At 39.2% G+C, this 16,851-nt stretch carries 13 protein-coding genes; 2 read left to right on the plus strand and 11 right to left on the minus strand.

The window, feature by feature from the left end:
• Window position 1: 1 nt before the first annotated feature.
• Together ZOBGAL_RS15195 and ZOBGAL_RS15200 are read right to left on the minus strand one after the other, a co-directional pair.
• Entirely contained in the window at window positions 2-1,294 is a 1,293-nt protein-coding gene (locus ZOBGAL_RS15195; RefSeq protein ID WP_013994549.1) for an alginate export family protein, read from the minus strand.
• 85 nt (window positions 1,295-1,379) lie between these two features.
• On the minus strand, window positions 1,380-1,829 hold the full coding sequence (locus tag ZOBGAL_RS15200) for a DUF7738 domain-containing protein (RefSeq protein WP_013994550.1): 450 nt from the start codon (window positions 1,827-1,829) through the stop codon (window positions 1,380-1,382).
• A gap of 498 nt (window positions 1,830-2,327) precedes the next feature.
• On the opposite strand from ZOBGAL_RS15200, the gene ZOBGAL_RS15205 reads away from it, so the two are divergent.
• The gene (locus ZOBGAL_RS15205) at window positions 2,328-4,628 is read left to right on the plus strand and encodes a type IA DNA topoisomerase (RefSeq protein ID WP_013994551.1); all 2,301 of its coding nucleotides are present in this window, start codon (window positions 2,328-2,330) and stop codon (window positions 4,626-4,628) included.
• 248 nt (window positions 4,629-4,876) lie between these two features.
• On the opposite strand, the gene ZOBGAL_RS15210 is transcribed toward ZOBGAL_RS15205, so the two are convergent.
• Window positions 4,877-5,635 carry a response regulator transcription factor gene (locus tag ZOBGAL_RS15210; protein WP_013994552.1) on the minus strand — a complete coding sequence of 253 codons (759 nt, stop codon included), beginning with the start codon at window positions 5,633-5,635 and terminating at the stop codon, window positions 4,877-4,879.
• Between the two features lie 301 nt (window positions 5,636-5,936).
• Here ZOBGAL_RS15210 and ZOBGAL_RS15215 point away from each other — a divergent pair, with 301 nt between their 5' ends.
• Window positions 5,937-8,309, plus strand: coding sequence for an outer membrane beta-barrel protein (locus ZOBGAL_RS15215; RefSeq protein ID WP_013994553.1), 2,373 nt, complete (start codon window positions 5,937-5,939; stop codon window positions 8,307-8,309).
• Window positions 8,310-8,433: 124 nt separating this feature from the next.
• Here the strand turns inward: ZOBGAL_RS15215 and ZOBGAL_RS15220 are convergent, their stop codons facing one another.
• From ZOBGAL_RS15220 to ZOBGAL_RS15260, 8 genes are all read right to left on the minus strand, one after another.
• The gene (locus ZOBGAL_RS15220; protein ID WP_013994554.1) at window positions 8,434-10,065 is read right to left on the minus strand and encodes a fibronectin type III domain-containing protein; all 1,632 of its coding nucleotides are present in this window, start codon (window positions 10,063-10,065) and stop codon (window positions 8,434-8,436) included.
• Window positions 10,066-10,290: 225 nt separating this feature from the next.
• Window positions 10,291-10,962 carry a hypothetical protein gene (locus ZOBGAL_RS15230; protein WP_013994556.1) on the minus strand — a complete coding sequence of 224 codons (672 nt, stop codon included), beginning with the start codon at window positions 10,960-10,962 and terminating at the stop codon, window positions 10,291-10,293.
• A gap of 38 nt (window positions 10,963-11,000) precedes the next feature.
• Window positions 11,001-11,735, minus strand: a complete 735-nt coding sequence (locus ZOBGAL_RS15235) for a hypothetical protein (protein WP_013994557.1) — start codon at window positions 11,733-11,735, stop codon at window positions 11,001-11,003.
• 50 nt (window positions 11,736-11,785) lie between these two features.
• Window positions 11,786-12,589 (minus strand): hypothetical protein, encoded by an 804-nt coding sequence (locus ZOBGAL_RS15240; RefSeq protein WP_013994558.1) that lies wholly within the window; start codon window positions 12,587-12,589, stop codon window positions 11,786-11,788.
• Between the two features lie 314 nt (window positions 12,590-12,903).
• Window positions 12,904-14,403: a pyridoxal phosphate-dependent decarboxylase family protein gene (locus tag ZOBGAL_RS15245; RefSeq protein WP_013994559.1), complete on the minus strand. Its 1,500-nt coding sequence runs from the start codon at window positions 14,401-14,403 to the stop codon at window positions 12,904-12,906.
• 214 nt (window positions 14,404-14,617) lie between these two features.
• Complete coding sequence (locus tag ZOBGAL_RS15250; protein ID WP_013994560.1) at window positions 14,618-15,166, minus strand: DUF3575 domain-containing protein; 549 nt, start codon at window positions 15,164-15,166, stop codon at window positions 14,618-14,620.
• A gap of 36 nt (window positions 15,167-15,202) precedes the next feature.
• Window positions 15,203-15,898 carry a DUF4386 domain-containing protein gene (locus tag ZOBGAL_RS15255; protein ID WP_013994561.1) on the minus strand — a complete coding sequence of 232 codons (696 nt, stop codon included), beginning with the start codon at window positions 15,896-15,898 and terminating at the stop codon, window positions 15,203-15,205.
• A 54-nt stretch (window positions 15,899-15,952) separates the two neighbouring features.
• A complete protein-coding gene (locus ZOBGAL_RS15260) occupies window positions 15,953-16,528 on the minus strand; it encodes a Crp/Fnr family transcriptional regulator (RefSeq protein WP_013994562.1) in 576 nt (191 codons plus the stop codon).
• Window positions 16,529-16,851: the final 323 nt, after the last annotated feature.

Genomic DNA, 16,851 nt, shown 5'->3' on the forward strand with positions numbered 1-16,851 from the left:
CTTAGTTTGAGGCCCTGCCCAAATTTGTTTTAAAAAGATTTGGATTGATCGTTAGTTGAACCCATCCCCAGTTGTTTGTATTGTCACTTGGTCTGCCACCTTTTGTAAGCGTCATACTATCCGAAGCAAACATGTGGGAATAGCCTACATTTAGCTTTACATTCGTCATTAGGGCTTGTGTATATACCAAATCTAATTCCGTTCCTAAATAAGCATCGGCATCTCCGGAAAGGTCTGCATTGGCGCTAAAATAATGTCCTTTTAGCAATAGGTTCGATTTTTCGCCCGTGGTAAAAACAATTTTTCCGTATACATCGTTAAGTCCGACATTGTTAGCATGGTTGCCTACATAAAAATAATCCATGAATCCATTAAACTTGTGATTGGTGCCATAAAGAGGAAAGAAGGATTTGTTCTTGGAGTCGCCGTCTTGGTCGGTTCCGCTTAAAAGTTCAACACCCAAACCGTAAAGAAGTTTATCAGATGTATAAGTGGCCTCTAAAGCCAATTGATAAGCTGCTAAGTCCGTGGTAGCATTTGCTTTCCCAAATTGATAATAGGCACTACCGGCAAAATTTACTTTCTGTATTGGGAATTTAAAGTATGAACCCGTGGTCTGTCTATAGGAAACGCCGTCTGCAATATCATTGGCATCACCGGTAAAATCTTGAAACCCCGTATTTAGAAAAAGGAAGCTCACGGAATTTTTCTCCCAAGATTGCTTGAGGTAGGCATACTGCATGGATTTATAAGTAAAAAAACCTTGAATATTATATGCCGTCCCTTCATTACTTGCCGCTTCTTGGCTAAAGGCCCCACCTAAGTCAAGCATAAAATTATCCTTTTTGTAGCTTATGATGGCAGCATCATGAAAACGTCCTTGCATGGCCCAATCCAAACCGCCAAAAATACGTTGGTCGTCATAAGAAATTACTTGCCTGCCTAGCTTGGTAGACCAATTTTCATTGAATTGCAATTGTGCCCAAGCTTGAAATAAAGAGAAAGAATCGTTTCCGTCTATCGCTAAAATTTGTCGGGTGTCTCCCCAAGTACTCACATCTTGTACCGCAATGAACAGTTTTAGTTTTTCTGCGGAATAGCCAATATTCAGACGGGTACGTTGGTTTACGAATGCGGCGGGATCGGCATCGGTAGGAAAAAGGTTGTTGTATCCGTGGCGATATTCAAATCGGGCCCTTAGATCAGCATCAACTTCCAGTGTTTGCGCTGATATAGGTATAAAATTGAAAATAAGTGAAAATAGAATACCTACCTGAAGTCTTTGTATGGTCATAATAGCTAGTTTATTGCATTTGACAACAAAGGTTCGCTATTTGAATTTCAATAAACATGATATTGGTCACTTAAGTATGTCGGTGCTAAACACCCGGGTTCCAACCAATGGCAATTGCCACTTGCTTTTGCTCCTTTATAATGGATCGTATCATATAAGGTCTATCGATATCTACGTTTTGAATGTTTTCGGCCATAGGTTTGCCGTCTATTGAAACATTCCCTTCAAAATTTTTCAGGGGTTGATGGCCTAATCCATATCTATTATCTTCTACTAATAGTAGCATCAGCATTTTATCTGGATTAGCTGTGGAGCAATATATGCCAAAGTCATCCCATAAATACACCTTGTTGTTCGTGTTTTTAATAGGTTCTATGCGAGAAGCCTCTCCCAATATGTTTTTAAGTACCGTGTAATTGGTAGGAAAGCTAATACTGGTGTTATTCAGAAAAATTTCAGTGGCTGTGCATTCTACTGAAATAGGAGTGCTCTGTTTTTTTCTCTTACTCGGATCTCTAAAGTCAAAAATGCCCATATAATGCAAGATATTTCTTTTTTTAAGGATAATCGATTATTTAAGATTATTCTATTTTTAATCAGGGCGTTTTTCTGGAGCGCCCGTATGTCCCTTTTCCGGATAAGCTCGATAGTTTTAATTAAAAAAAATAGCTGATCGAAAACAACATATCATCTCCCCTAAATAATTTTACCCTTTGTTGATTCGGAACGTAAAGCGTTTTTACCCCATGTTCGTTTATTGTATTGCCGGGAAAACCGAGAGTAATTTGGTTTTAAGGATGTGATTGATGGGAGATAGAATTTCAACTTCCATTTTAAGTATATTATATGCAGTTGTTAATCCAACCATATATCAGTGTTGAAACATTTACGGTAAGGGAAATTGACAATATAATCAAGAAATATAGACTAAATAGACTGTATGATTCATACAGTTCAAATAAAGAAAGATAAAGATAAGGTACAACAATACGATATATCGTAACTTAAAAATTTTTAATTTTCAACACAAAAAATGAAAGTATGTATTGCTGAAAAACCATCTGTTGCGCGAGAAATAGCTTCCGTTCTTGGGGCGAATACCAAACATGATGGTTACTACGTAGGTAATGGCTATGCAGTAACCTATACTTTCGGACATCTTTGCACACTTAAAGAGCCAAGCGATTATAAACCTCATTGGAAAAGTTGGGATCTAAATAACCTACCAATGTTACCCGAACATTTTGAAACCAAAGTGACTAAAGATTCTGGTATTCAAAAACAGTTTAAGATTATAAAGCAATTATTCGATAAGGCCGATGTTGTTATAAACTGTGGGGATGCCGGGCAAGAGGGGGAATTGATACAACGTTGGGTATTAAATCAAGCGAACTACAAAGGCAAGGTTGAAAGACTTTGGATTTCTTCACTTACCAAAGAAGCTATAAAAGAAGGATTCGATAATTTAAAACCCTCTACAGATTACGATAATTTATATTATGCAGGTTTTTCTCGTGCGATTGGCGATTGGCTTTTGGGTATGAATGCTACCCGCTTATACACTTTAAAACATGGCGGCTACAAGCAAGTATTGTCCGTTGGGCGTGTACAAACACCAACCTTGGCTATGCTGGTAGACCGGTTTAAAGAGATAGAGAATTTTAAGCCACAACCTTATTGGGAGCTGCAAACATTATATCGCGAAACCTTGTTCAGTTATGAAGAAGGTCGTTTTTTAAAAGTAGAAGATGGCGAAAAACTTGCCAATATTGTAAAAGAACATGACTTTGAAATTGTTTCTATCTCAAAAAAGGCAGGTAATGAATATGCGCCCAAGCTTTTTGATTTGACAGGTTTACAAGTGTATTGTAACACCAAATTTGGATTTAGTGCAGACGAGACTTTAAAGATTGTTCAGAAATTATATGAGCAAAAAGTAGTGACCTACCCAAGGGTAGATACCACATTTTTGCCTAATGATGTATACCCTAAAGTGCCGGAGATACTCAAGAAACTTACGAAGTACGATACCCTAACGAAACCTCTTGACGGTAAAAAATTAAAGAAAACCAAAAAGGTTTTTGACGACAGTAAGGTTACGGATCACCACGCTATTATTCCTACTGGTCAACAAATAAACTTGCAGTACAATCAGCAACAGGTTTATGATATAATTGTACGCCGTTTTATAGCTGTTTTTTATCCAGATTGTAAAGTTTCGAATACTACTGTCATAGGTAAAGCTGAAACGGTAAAATTTAAAACCACCGGAAAAGAGATTTTAGAAAAAGGATGGCGTATTGTTTTCGAAACACCCAATGCACCATCAAAAGAATCGGGAATATTGCCAACGTTCAAGAAAGGCGAAAAGGGTCCACACGAGCCTTCATTTTTAGAAAAGCAAACAAAGCCGCCAAAGCAGTATACAGAAGCTTCACTCTTACGTGCAATGGAAACTGCAGGCAAAAAGGTCGATGACGATGAACTTCGTGAGCTAATGAAAGAAAACGGAATTGGTAGGCCTTCAACACGTGCCAATATCATCGAAACATTGTTTCGTAGAAAATATATAAAGCGAAATAAAAAGCAAGTGATTCCCACGGTTACAGGTATTCAATTGATCGACACCATTCAAAATGAAATGCTGAAGTCTGCCGAACTTACCGGTAAATGGGAAAAGCAATTAAAAGATATTGAGAAAGGTACCTTTAGTGCAGGCAGTTTTATCAAGCAGATGAAAAAAATGGTCGATCAATTGGTTTACGACGTTCGAAGTGAAACTAGAAAGGCTAATATTTCAGCTGTAAATAACAAACCGCCAGCAGCGGCTTCCAAGAAAAAAGCAATTAAAAAGGCTACGGATATAACATCGGAGGTTTGTCCTAAATGTAAAAAAGGAAGCATTCGAAGAGGGAAATCGGCTTATGGCTGTTCTGAGTTTAATAAGACTTGCGATTTTGTTATTCCTTTTAAATTTCAAGGGAAAACCATTTCAGAAAAACAGTATGTTAGGTTGTTTCAAAAAGGTTCGACAGTAAATTTAAAAGGCTTTAAAGTCAACAATGATTCAGTTGAAGGCTTGGTTAGATTTGATGACAGCTTTAAATTAAAGTTAGAACCTAAGAAGCCTAAAATTCAAGTAAAGAATACCTCCGAAGAAAATAGGTGTCCGAAATGTAACAAAGGCACTATCATAAAAGGAAAAACCGCTTACGGTTGTAGTGAGTATAAAACGGGTTGCGACTTTCGTTTTAGTTATGATGCTATTCGTGAAAAAGCAAAAGGACGACCATTGACCAAAGAGTTGGTTTTCGAAATTTTTAGGGAACACTAATCTTTTTAATTTTCCTGTAAAAGTATTAACTGAAGTGAGTTAATTACTAGTGAATTGGTAAATAAGAAAAGTTGGTTTAAGAGGAGACTGTAAACTGAACTCTGTCTGAAAAAAGATTATAAGTATTAATTTTATTCAGACAGAATCATGACAAAGAAAGAACAGGCTTAATTTTATTTGTCGACCATATTGAATTCTTGAATATAGGAAGTCACAGGTAATCTTATATTTAACAGGATTTCAAAACCTTAAATGAGTTTATTATTGGTGGCATACATGATAGCTTCTGATATGTTGGTCACTTCTAATTTGTCGAATAACTTTCTTCTATGAAATTTTACCGTATCGGGCGATACGTAAATTGATTCGGCTATCTCTTTTATAGTTAAGCCTCTAATCGACAATTGCAATATTTCTTTTTCCCGAGATGAGAGCTTTATTTTTTCATCCGCTTTCCAGAAGTCGCCATCTAGGTTATACTTGAAAATTTTATGATTTCCCTTTTTATAGATTTTAATATTCCCCGCTTGTCGTTCGGTCGATAAGGATACGATACATACGGCTTTCCATATTTTGCCGTTTTCGGTCAAAAACATTGGGGTTAATTTTTGATTTATTAGTATGATTTTTCCTTCTTGGTTTTTTATATGAAAGTCATATGAAATGGTATGTTCTTTGCGTTCTTCTAAGGGAATTCTGTCATAAAACTCGAAGCCTACCTTGTTGATTTTAATGAGTAAATCCAAATCGGACTTTATTACATATTTGAAGTAGAAAGCATATCCCATCTCCTTGATTTCATCGGCCGTATGGCCACAAAGGAACAACGGGTTGTCAGAGACGTATTCAAACCCTCTTTTTTGATAATCAATTACATATATGCTTTTGTAGGTGGCCCTTGAGAAGGCTTTTATGGCTTCTAGATAATCTAATGCTTGTTCTTGACTTCCTTTAGGAATTTCACCAACTGAATTTTCAAAGGAAAAAAAATCTTTTGTGTAGGTCATAGAGTCGTATTCGTGTACGAATTTATGGCTATAAATATAACTTTTTTCCCTTTAAAATAAGGTGATGATCAACGAAAAAGCCTTCGGAAAAGGTTGGCGTAAACCTATTTGATATAAAAAAACAGGCCGTCTTAAATTTTGGCTTTTGGGAAAGTTGTGCAGGCTATTCGAAAGACATTTAAAACAAGAACGTAAATAGCCGAAATTGGAATTGATGAAGCTAAAACCACACTTTAGTGTAAAAACAAGAATGCGTGATTGAAATATCTTCGTCCGAAGATATTCTTATACGATATTTTATATGCATATTTTTAAGAGCGTGGCCGTCTTTTTTGTACTGAAAATCGGTATTTTATCGGCCCAGAATAGTGTGTCAGGGAACATAATTGATACATCGGGACATCCCCTTGCCTTCGCCAATGTAGTACTATACGAGGCATCAACCAATACTTTGGTAAAAGGGGCGGTAAGCGATGATAAGGGATATTATTATATTAAAGGGATTCCTGATTCTACCTACTTGTTGGAAGTTTCCGTACTAGGGTTCAAGACAATAAAGTCTGAAAATTTCTCGCTTTCGACGGAAAACAAAAATGTAGAAATGAACTTTAATCTAGAGGAACAGGCCCAATCCTTAAACGAGGTAGTCGTGACAAGCAATCGCCCGGTAATCCGACAAACGGCGGAAAAATTAATAGTTGATTTGGAGCAATCCGAAATGGTGAGTTCCAATCTACAGGATGTTATGAAGAAGGTGCCGGGGATTATCGTTACCAATGGCAACATTACTTACGGCGGGCAACAAGGCGTGACCATTTTGATCAATGGCAAGACGACCGAGTATATGGATATTTCATCCTTGTTGCGCGACCTCCCCGCAGACAATATCGCAAAGGTTGAATTGGTGCAACAACCTGGTGCCGAGTTTGACGCTGAGGGGTCAGGTCCATTGATCAATATCATCCTCAAAAAAAATGTAAGACTGGGCACGAATGGAAACCTGAAACTTTATTCGGGATATGATAATCGACCTGAATATGGGGTGAGTGGTTCAATTACCAGTTACGAGAACAAGATCAATTGGCAGGTAGGTGCCGGTTATAGAAAATCGGCGTGGAGGGAAGACCTTTTTATTACTAGAAGGGTAAATGGGGAGATTTATGACCAATCGACCATTTCACCCTACAATCCAAAAACGTATCGCTTCAATGGGGGATTAGACTATTATATAAATGAGCATCACACCATAGGGTTTGGAACACGGTTTATTCATACCGATTCCGATAGGATTGCATCTAACAGTACGCAAATTATTGAGGCATCATCATCGGAAACCTTGCTCACCGAAAATAGCTTTGACCGTAATAGGAAAACCTATAACATAAACCCGTACTATAAGTTCGAAGATGAACAAAACAAGTTTATTCTAGATTTTGATTATGTTGATTATACTAACGACAATGTTAATGATTTATATCAGCTCGGGCCGAGTGAAATATCATACGACGACCAACGGTATTTTCAGAATGGGAAATATCGAATATTGACCTATAAGGGAGACTATAAACGTACTTTGGGGGAAGGTTCCAATTGGATGTTCGGAACTAAATATTCTAGGGTTTCCACTGATAGTGACTTAAGTTCCTTTTTCCGGAACACTGATGGTAATTTCATTTTGGATGCTGACCAAAGTAATGGTTTTTTAGTGGATGAAGATATCTTGGCCATATACTCTAAAATGGTGAAAAAATGGGAAAATTGGTCGTTTTCCGGCGGGTTACGGTGGGAAAACAGTTATACGAAGGGGACATCTACAAATCTAAACGAGGTGAGAAGTAGAAGGATTTCGAAATTATTTCCTAGTGCCAGTATCGATAGAAAAATCAATGACAAACTGGGGGCTAACCTGTCGTATAGCTATCGAATTTTAAGGCCTTCTTATAATTCCCTAAATGCATTCGTCTATTATTACGACCCCTATACCTTTGAGCAAGGGAACCCGAATTTAAAACCTGAATTCACCAATAGTTTCCAATTTAATTTGACTTATGACAATCAACCGTTTTTTAGCGTAGGATATAAAAATACAGACGATGCCTTGTTCGAAATAATATCGCAGAACGATGTCACGGCCCAAACCTCTAGGTCGGTAATCAACCTTGCCAAAAGAGAGAATTGGAGCTTTAGGGGTTTTGCCCCTGTAGGCTTTCTTGAGGGCTTGGACGGTTATGCCGGAATTATCGTAAACTATAATAAATATGAGTCGGAGAGTTTGGCCCCAAAACTCGATTTGGATAAGTGGAGTTTTACGTGGTATACCAACTTGGAGTATAGCCTGCCTTGGGATATCAATTCAGAATTGACGGGATACTATACCACTGGGGGACTTCAAGGGCAAATAGAACACGATTGGCTAACGGGACTTAGTTTTGCCCTCGGCAAAAAGTTTATGGATGATAGGTTAAAAATAAATTTAGGTATTGAAGAGATTCTGAATCGTAAATTTATAGGTAGTATTAACTATGATACCATTGATGCCGATATTATAAGTGATTGGTCCCGTCAAAATGTATATTTTCAATTGGCCTATAATTTTGGTTCTAATTTTAATAAGGAAAAGGCAGAAAGAAACCCTTCCGAAGAGGAGCAAGACCGAATAAAGGATAATAATTAAAGCTATAGTGCCTTCTAGACCTCATTTTGACTCGGTGAAATTGGTATGCTTTCGGAAAGTATTTTTCGTATTCGACCCCGGAATCGCACGGTGATAGAGGGGGGAGGAAAGCTAAAAAACAGGCTTACTCCAATTTTACCACCCAATAGTCCCATTGGCCTTTGCCTGTACCACTGACATCTCCTCCGATACCTTGTGTATAACCGGCTACGATATAGCCATCGTCAGTTTGTTGAACGGCATTGGCGTAATCGTTTTCCGGACTTCCAATACTTGTTTCCCACGTCAATTCACCGGACGAATTTAGCTTTACGATCCAATAATCGAGAAACCCTCCATTCGTGGGACCGCTCACATCAAAGTCGGTTGTTCCGGCGCTACCGGCAATAATGTATCCTTGGTCAGAGGTTTGCTCGATGGCATAGGCGGTATCGACCGAAGAACTTCCAAGGTTGACTTCCCAAGTTATTTCTCCTGAAGTATCTAATTTTACGATCCAGTAATCCTTGTTTCCGTGATTGGCACTTACGTCAAAATCCGACGATTCGGAATATCCTGCTACGATATACCCCTGATCGGTGGTTTGGTGAATGTCATAAGCATAGTCTTCAAGTGAACCTCCTAGATGTTTTTCCCAAAGCAAATCGCCCAAGGCATCCAACTTTACGATCCAATAGTCTTTCTCCCCATAATTACCGCCTACATCGCCATCGATGGATTCGGAATATCCTGCCACAATATAGCCTTCATCGCTGGTTTGTTCAACAGATTTTGCAATATCGAAGGCAGCTCCGCCAAGGGGGCTTTCCCACACCAATAGTCCGTCGTTATCGAGCTTTAGTATCCAATAGTCCAATCCTCCCTTATTACCGCCTACATCGCCATCGGAGGAAGCTGAAAAACCGGCGACAATATATCCGCCATCCAAGGTTTGGGCTACAGAGGTGGCTTCCTCATTGGAACTTCCGCCGTAATTCGTTTCCCAAATCAAATTTCCGGAACCATCCAGTTTAACGATCCAAAAATCGGCGGCAGAAGCGTCTCCACTAATGTCTTGATCATTGGAGTAGGTCGTTCCAACGACGATATATCCCCCATCTGCGGTTTGCTGTATATCGTTTCCTGCCTCATCACTTGATCCCCCTAGGTTGGTTTCCCATAGCAAATCCCCTGAGTTACTTAGTTTAGTGATCCAAAAATCCCCTCCCAAATAATTTTCCGCATCGTTGTTGCCCCCTACGTCACCATCATCGGATTCGGAAGTGCCCGCTATGATATAGCCGCCATCGACCGTTAGTTGCAGGGAATTGGCCATGTCAATTTTAGAACCCCCAAATGATTTTTCCCAGGCGATGGAGACTCCGTCAGTATTGATTTCTTCTTCTTCTTCTTCCTCCGTTGTAAAGACAAACGTAGCCTCTGATGTATTGCCGTTGCCGTCGGAAGCCACTACCTTGCCCTTATAATCGGTTTGGGCGGTAAGGCTTTCTAAGGGGAAACCGGTCGTTTCCAGCTTCGTCTTTAGTTCATTGCCCTCTAGAAATAGGGTATAGCTCACTAGGTCGTCATCGGGATCTACAGCGGCATTCCAGCTCAATAGGGCGCTATTTTTGGTTATTTGGGAAACTTGCACCGTAAAAGTGCCGGGCTTTTGGTTTTCGGGTGTAGGCTTTGGGCTATCATTGTCATCGTTATTGCAACCAATCGCAAAGAGGCCAATGAGGGATAAGACGGATAAAAAAAGATACTTTTTCATAGGCGATATTTTTTACCCCAAACATGCCGGCCCATTTCCGTAGATTACGGGACGAACGTACCATGTACATAGGGTTGGGTAAAAGTAGAAAGGGGAGGGGACTTCAGTGTCCGGATAGTTTAGGTCTCAAAGAATCGACACTGATTTGGGGTTTCCTTTTCTGGAGGCCATTAGGAGGTTTGTATCCCTATATAATCGGAAAGGATACGTTTGTTCCCCCAAAAACTATTGCTGAATTTTAAAATTGAGGTCGAATGTGGTCTTACTGTCTAGAAAATCGACTATGATGTAGTAGCCCTTGAGTTTACCCGCTGTGTTTAAATCGGCTTCAAAAGGGTAGGTCGCCTCACTATTCTCATATTGAATGCTACCCTCCATTGTATCATCTATTAGAACATAGGTTCCATTAAAATAATTGGGATCCTGTATATCGCCATTGTCCAATTCGTTTTGTGTATAGCCGCTAAAAGTACCGTCCGCCTTAAAAACCATTTCCATAATTTTGAATATCGTCTCGCTAAAAGCTATACTCGATGCATAGGTCCCCTTAAAAGTCCCTTTAAATTGATTGTTGATGGTTAGGGAGGCTACATTCTTACCGGCGTTGTTTTGTGCGGAAAGTGTTATGATATGTACGCCTACGGGCAATGTGCGGTCCCACGATAATTGTCCGCTTTCTACATCGAGGGAAAGGCCTTGAAGGGTGTTTTCCAATCCGAATTCCCCTTGTTTACCGTTCCATTGTACTTCGGGCAAGGGACTTTCCCCTTTCTGAAAATAACTCGTATTGAGAATGGGCGATACCTTAAGTTCTGGGGGTAATACGACCGTATCATCGCTTTTCGAACAAGCGAAGAATAGAAATGCTGCGATGGGAATGAAGTATGATGTTTTCATAGTATTTATTTGTGAAGGCAGTGTTGATGGTTAGGTTTTCAATCCCATTTAAATAAAAACTTTCCTTTGGGATCTAGAATTTCCCCTGAAGCGTCTTTTTCGTCACCATAGGTTCCTATAAGCGTTATTTCTTCCTGATCGTCTACCTGGCCCTTCATATAAGTCGTTTCACCGTTGGAGGTGTATTCTATGGCTATGGCCGCGTCTTCCAGGTTTTCCCAAGTGCCCGATGCCGAAAATGTGGGGTCGTCAAAATCTATCATGCCAAAGGTCTGGTCTTCATTGAGGATAATCCCGAACTCTGAAGGAATGGGTGAATTTGGTATTTCTTCGGGGTTTCCGGCGATAAATCCACCGTTAAAATATCCCTGGTCAAACCGATTGACCAACTGTATTGTGGTGCTAACGGATTCCTTATTGTTTTTGGCCGTGATGGTCAGGTCATAAGTACCCAAGGGTAAAAGGCGACTCCAAAAAATGATACCGCTTTCTTCCTCGAATTTGATATGGTTATCAGTAAGGGTTTCGTTTGACGTGAACATGGAAAGTGTGCCCTTTTCGCCTTTCCAGTCAATTTCGTTGGGCCCTACATTACCTCCATTTTTAAAGGTCGTCCGCACTATGGAATCCGGATACCCCAAGGTTATGCCCGTTTCTTCACCAAGGGCCTTTTGTACGGTGCCATCATCGTTGTTACAAGATTGTAGCAGGCCTATACCTATAAAAAGACCAAAACAAGGCCTTAAAATGCTGCGGATGGGTATTGTCTTCATTTGGATGATATTTTTTTCTCTACGTTCGTTGTCTATGGCGAAGCGATTGATCAGTAATTTTCGTAACTAACGGTATAGCTAATGCTCACGCCCAAGGGGTCGTCAGGAAGCATTTTGAAAGCGATCAGGTTTCCGTCGCCATCACGTACTTTCTCCCCATAATCGTAATAGAAAGTGTCCGCCTCAAAACGGTCCAGGTCTTTTTGGTGGAAAAAATAAAGCTCATGGGGAGATAGATAGAAAAGCAATCCATACCATATGGTCAATGCCGGTTGTGAATCTAGATTATGGAAAACGCCTTTTTCGTTTCCTGAAGAGGTCAACTTAAAATAATTGTCACTGATAACCATTTCCGTTAGATGCTTGTCTTGGTCAAACCCCCAACTCATTGGAAAGTTTCCTAAATCCCCATCAAGTTTATAAATATGGTTGTCGGGGTCATAGAGGAAAGTCGTTGGCTTAACATCACCGCCTATGGTGAAAATGATATCTGCCATATCGCCATTTTCATCATAATCAAAGACGGTATCGTAGGTATAGGCATTATCCATGGTATCTACATTCTCTAAAAGTACCCGCGTTACCGAACCTTTGGCATCGTATTCCACCGCTGCTGTCCAATGGATGTCATTATTGTCTTGGTATAATATGATATCGATGGCCGTTAGTTGTTGTTCTTTATCGTAAGACATGGTGTATGTTCCGGAACGCTCATGGCTGTATACAACAGAGATAACTTTGGGCAAGGGAGTTTGGTTTCCTATTTCAGGTACTGTCGGACTGTCTTTATCTTTCGAACAGCCCGCGAATAGCAAGATGATCAGTACCGTTTGTAGTATGCTCTTTATTTTCATTTTAGGGATGATATGGGATGATATGGGATGATATGGGATGATATGGGATGAATGATCCGCAAGCTAAGCATTGGAAATAAAAACAAAGTCTTGATTCTTTGACTATGGAAAAATCGGGATAATTTTTTGCCACGGTCTCTGGTACGGTAAAGGGATTATGCCATGTGCTTTTTGAAATGCGTATGGCCAAAAACAGGAGGATATATTGCCCCTGGTAGTGAAGATGGCCCAACGGGCGATTCCTTAGGGGACTTCCCGAAAGATAAAGCGTACTTCCGGTTTTAGTGTTTGGCGCCCTTGGGGGTGTACTCCTTTTATTCTGTCTCGGTGTCTTTCGTTACGGCAGATAGTTTTTTATGAAGCTTTGTTCCCACGCTTGTAATGATGCCGATAATTTCTTCAATGTCTTTTTCAGAGGTTCTAAAATTCACGATACAAGCTCTCAAGCAATATTGCTCCTTGACTATGGCATTCGATAAAAAGACCTCACCGCCCGTTTGTAATTCGTTCAGTATGCTTTCGTTCAGGGTATTCAGATAGTCGTTGTCCGTATCATGGTCGATGGGGACATATCTGAGGGTGGTAATGCTCAAATTCTGGGAGACGGCCTCGAGTTCGTTATGTTTCTGGGCGAGGTCGAATAGCATTTTAGAGAGTTCGATGTCTTCGGTGATGAGGGCCTCATAGCCACTTCTGCCGACTTGTTGTAAGCTTAGCCACACTTTTAGGGCCCTAAAACCCCGGGAGTTTTGGAGTCCGTATTCGTAAAAGTTTTGGGCCATTTCGCCATCAGTGTTGCTGAAATTGTAATATTCGGGATGCGAACTATAGGTGTCTATCAGGTGTTGCGGGTTTTTGACTAAGGTGCATCCCGCTTCGAGGGGACTGTACAGCCATTTGTGAGGGTCTAGGGCAATGGAGTCGGCTTCCTTGATTCCTTCGAACAGATGCTTGTATTTGGGCACTATGGCGGCAGGTGCCCCATAGGCACCATCAATATGGAACCACAGGTCGTATTTTTTGCAAATAGCGGATAGTTCGTTCAGGTTGTCAACGACTCCCGTACTGACATCGCCCGCCGTACCCACTACCATTAAGGGGGTGTAGTTGTTTTTGAGGTCTTCCTTGATAGTTGTTTCCAGCAGTTGGGTATCCATCTTATTGGAGGCGTCGGTAGCGATCCAACGTATGGATTTCGTGCCCAAGCCAAATAAGATGACCGCTTTTTCGATCCATGTATGTGTGGTTTTAGAGCAATAGACGGTCAATTGGTTCGTAGCGTTTTGAATGCCGTCTTCTTTAATGTTCTTTGGGGATTTGGCCGTTCTTGCCGCCAAGAAAGCCGTAAAGTTCGCCATATTGCCACCACTGACCAACAAGCCTCCGTAGTTTGATGAAACACCGATAAATTCGCACAACCACTTTACTGTTTGTTTTTCGATTTCGGTGGCAATGGGACTCAAGATATGGGCTCCCACATTAGGGTTGACCGAAGCCGCCAATAAATCGGCCAAGGCACCAATCGGAGCGGCTGAAGAAGTAATATAACCTAAGAACTTGGGGTGGCCGTTGAGTAAGGAATGGTTGAACAGTAGATCGGTCGTTCTTGAAATTAGCTCCTTGGCCGGTTTTCCATTTTCGGGCAATGATGAATGGCCCAATATAGCTTGCAGTGTACTCGGACTTTCATTGGGGGTCACCGGTTTTTGGTCTATGGAATGAATAAAATTTGAAATATCGTCAATAAGTTGGTATCCGACTTTTTGAAATTCTTCCCTATTCATGTCAATAGGTGATTTTCTGGTTTTGGCCATAATGCTCGGTTTAGGAATGGTTTAAAAGCTTGGGCTTAGGTAATTTGTTCGAACCCCGTTGGCTATCGGAACGAAAGCAATGAATTTTAGGCCTTGTGCCTGTTGCACAAGTTATAAAAAAAAGCCCCTTTATGGGGCTTGTATACCTCTATTTTGTGGAGGCCTAATGGATTGTGGAAGGGTTGGTGGAGTTGTAAAACGTTTTTTATTCAGGCTAAAATCGGTAACCTATGCTTATGGCTCGACGATTGATTATATTATGGTCGGTTTTGTCAGCATTAAATAAATTCCCTCCCATACCAAATAAAGCTTCAATACTAATTCCGCTTTTGGTAACCCATTTGTATCCAATACTTAAACCAAGTGACAAGTCAATAACATCAGGACCTTCATTTGGAGTTAAATTTCCATTTATATCAGTTAATTGCTTGCCATCAGTAGAGCCTATGGTAGCAAAACCTTCAGTAAAAAAGCCTGAAGCATATTTCTTGCCAAAATATCTTCTATAAAAGGGAGATATTTGAAAGTTTACATCCTCATCGTATTTTTGGCTAAAAGCATACAATCCAGTTATCCCTAGTGATGATTTTCTGTTTAAATTTCTTTCATAAGTACTTTCTAATAGTCCAAGTGCGGTGAAATAGACATTGATTTTCAGTTCATTTTTCCTTTCGAATGAATATGGAATTGTTTCCTTTTGATTTTGTCCATTGACCGCGAGAAATGAAAATAGCATAGTTGTTATTAAAAAGTATTTTTTCATAAAATGTAGGTTTCTATTAATTTTTATAATAAACATTCACAAGGGGTTAAATTGATTGCTATTTGATGTTTTTGGATTTTTCAACCCTTTTTTTATCAACCAAATGGCCAAAATTATTTCCTGTACTAAGAGAGGTGTTGTTAGAATTAAGTATTCTATTGAGACAACTTTAATTCGTTGAAATAAAATTAAAAAGCTTGCGGCCATTATTAGTATATTTCCTATTACCCCCCATACCGACAACCAAATGGGGATGTTTTTTTCTTTGTAGAATATCCTGTATAGAAATAGGTTTCCTAATCCTGTAGCTAAGATTACACCTAAATGATTAACTAAATCTCGAGAAAGTTGCAGTATTTGACCAGTGGTTTCATAATATTTTATGTCAAAATTTATTTCTGTTGAGTATTTTTCGCTCAAAATGATAAATGACGGTAATAGAATTATTCCTATTAACTGAAATACTCCAGCCATAAATCGAAATCCAACAAATCCAATAGAAAGAATGTTGTTGCCCTGTTTTAATATAGGATATAATATTAATGAGAAACCAATATAAATGGGAATTAGAAGAAATTGAAAAAGAGCTCCAATTAAAATTTTAGATTTGTTTGGGTAAACAATCTCAAGATATTTTTCACTATCGACAGAGGGAACGACACTTAAAATACCAGTAATTATTCCAATAAAAATTAGAACTCCTGCTATTCTTGAAATTTGTTTGTATTCCATGTACCGCAAAAGTAGATGGATACAATTTTCATTTCATTGACTATAGTTAAGAAATCACTTTTTGTTAATTATTCTCTTTCTGATCCTACTTAATGATTCTGGTTTAATACCTAAATAACTAGCAATTTGGTGTTGAGGAACGCGTTGAATTAAATCTGGTCTTGTTTTTAGCATATTTAAGTATCTTTCCTCAGGCTTAGATGTTTTAAAATTAGCAAAGGATTCTTGGTTTTTAGTCATTATAACTTCAGCAATTACTAGAGATAAGGATTCTAATTGTGGATATTTCTGAAATGTTTCTTTTTCCAATTTAGGATTTCCTACGTTAACTATGGTGTTTTCCATACATTCAAAATAGTAATTTGATGGTATGGATTTTCCATAGTTAGAAGGTGTAACTACTTGTTCCTCAGTATAAAAATCAATCGTTTTTTCTTCTCCATTTTCAATGATATAACTTCGTATACAACCTTTTAAGACGAAATAACACTTAGTTGAAATATCACCCTCTTTAAGTAATATTGTTCCTTTTTCAAAACTTTCAATAAAAGTACTTGTTGTAATTGCATGCTCTAATTCATTAGTGATTTCAGTATATTTTGAAAGGTATTTTAGTATTTCATCTTTCACGATTGAATAGGTTTTTTGTAATGTTTTACAATGGTTGAACTATGCGCAGTGCGGACTTGAAAAGCGGTAGTTTTCAATCGGGCATGAACGGTAGTCAAAGCTGTGTTTCGTGCTTTCAAAATTATACAAATAAAATGTCAAAGTGGGGCTTAGATGCTCCGACTTTTCGGTTTTGGTCCGGTCGGTATTGCGTATAGTTGTTGTAAAACGTTTATTGGTATAACGAGGAGGTTCCGTGTTCGAATACTGTTATCACTCTTTTGTGTTATATCGGAGTTTTGTTTCTGTATATCTTAACTTATTATAGTTTCAATCGTATGGCC

Source organism: Zobellia galactanivorans, from assembly GCF_000973105.1.
Classification (GTDB): Bacteria; Bacteroidota; Bacteroidia; order Flavobacteriales; family Flavobacteriaceae; genus Zobellia; species Zobellia galactanivorans.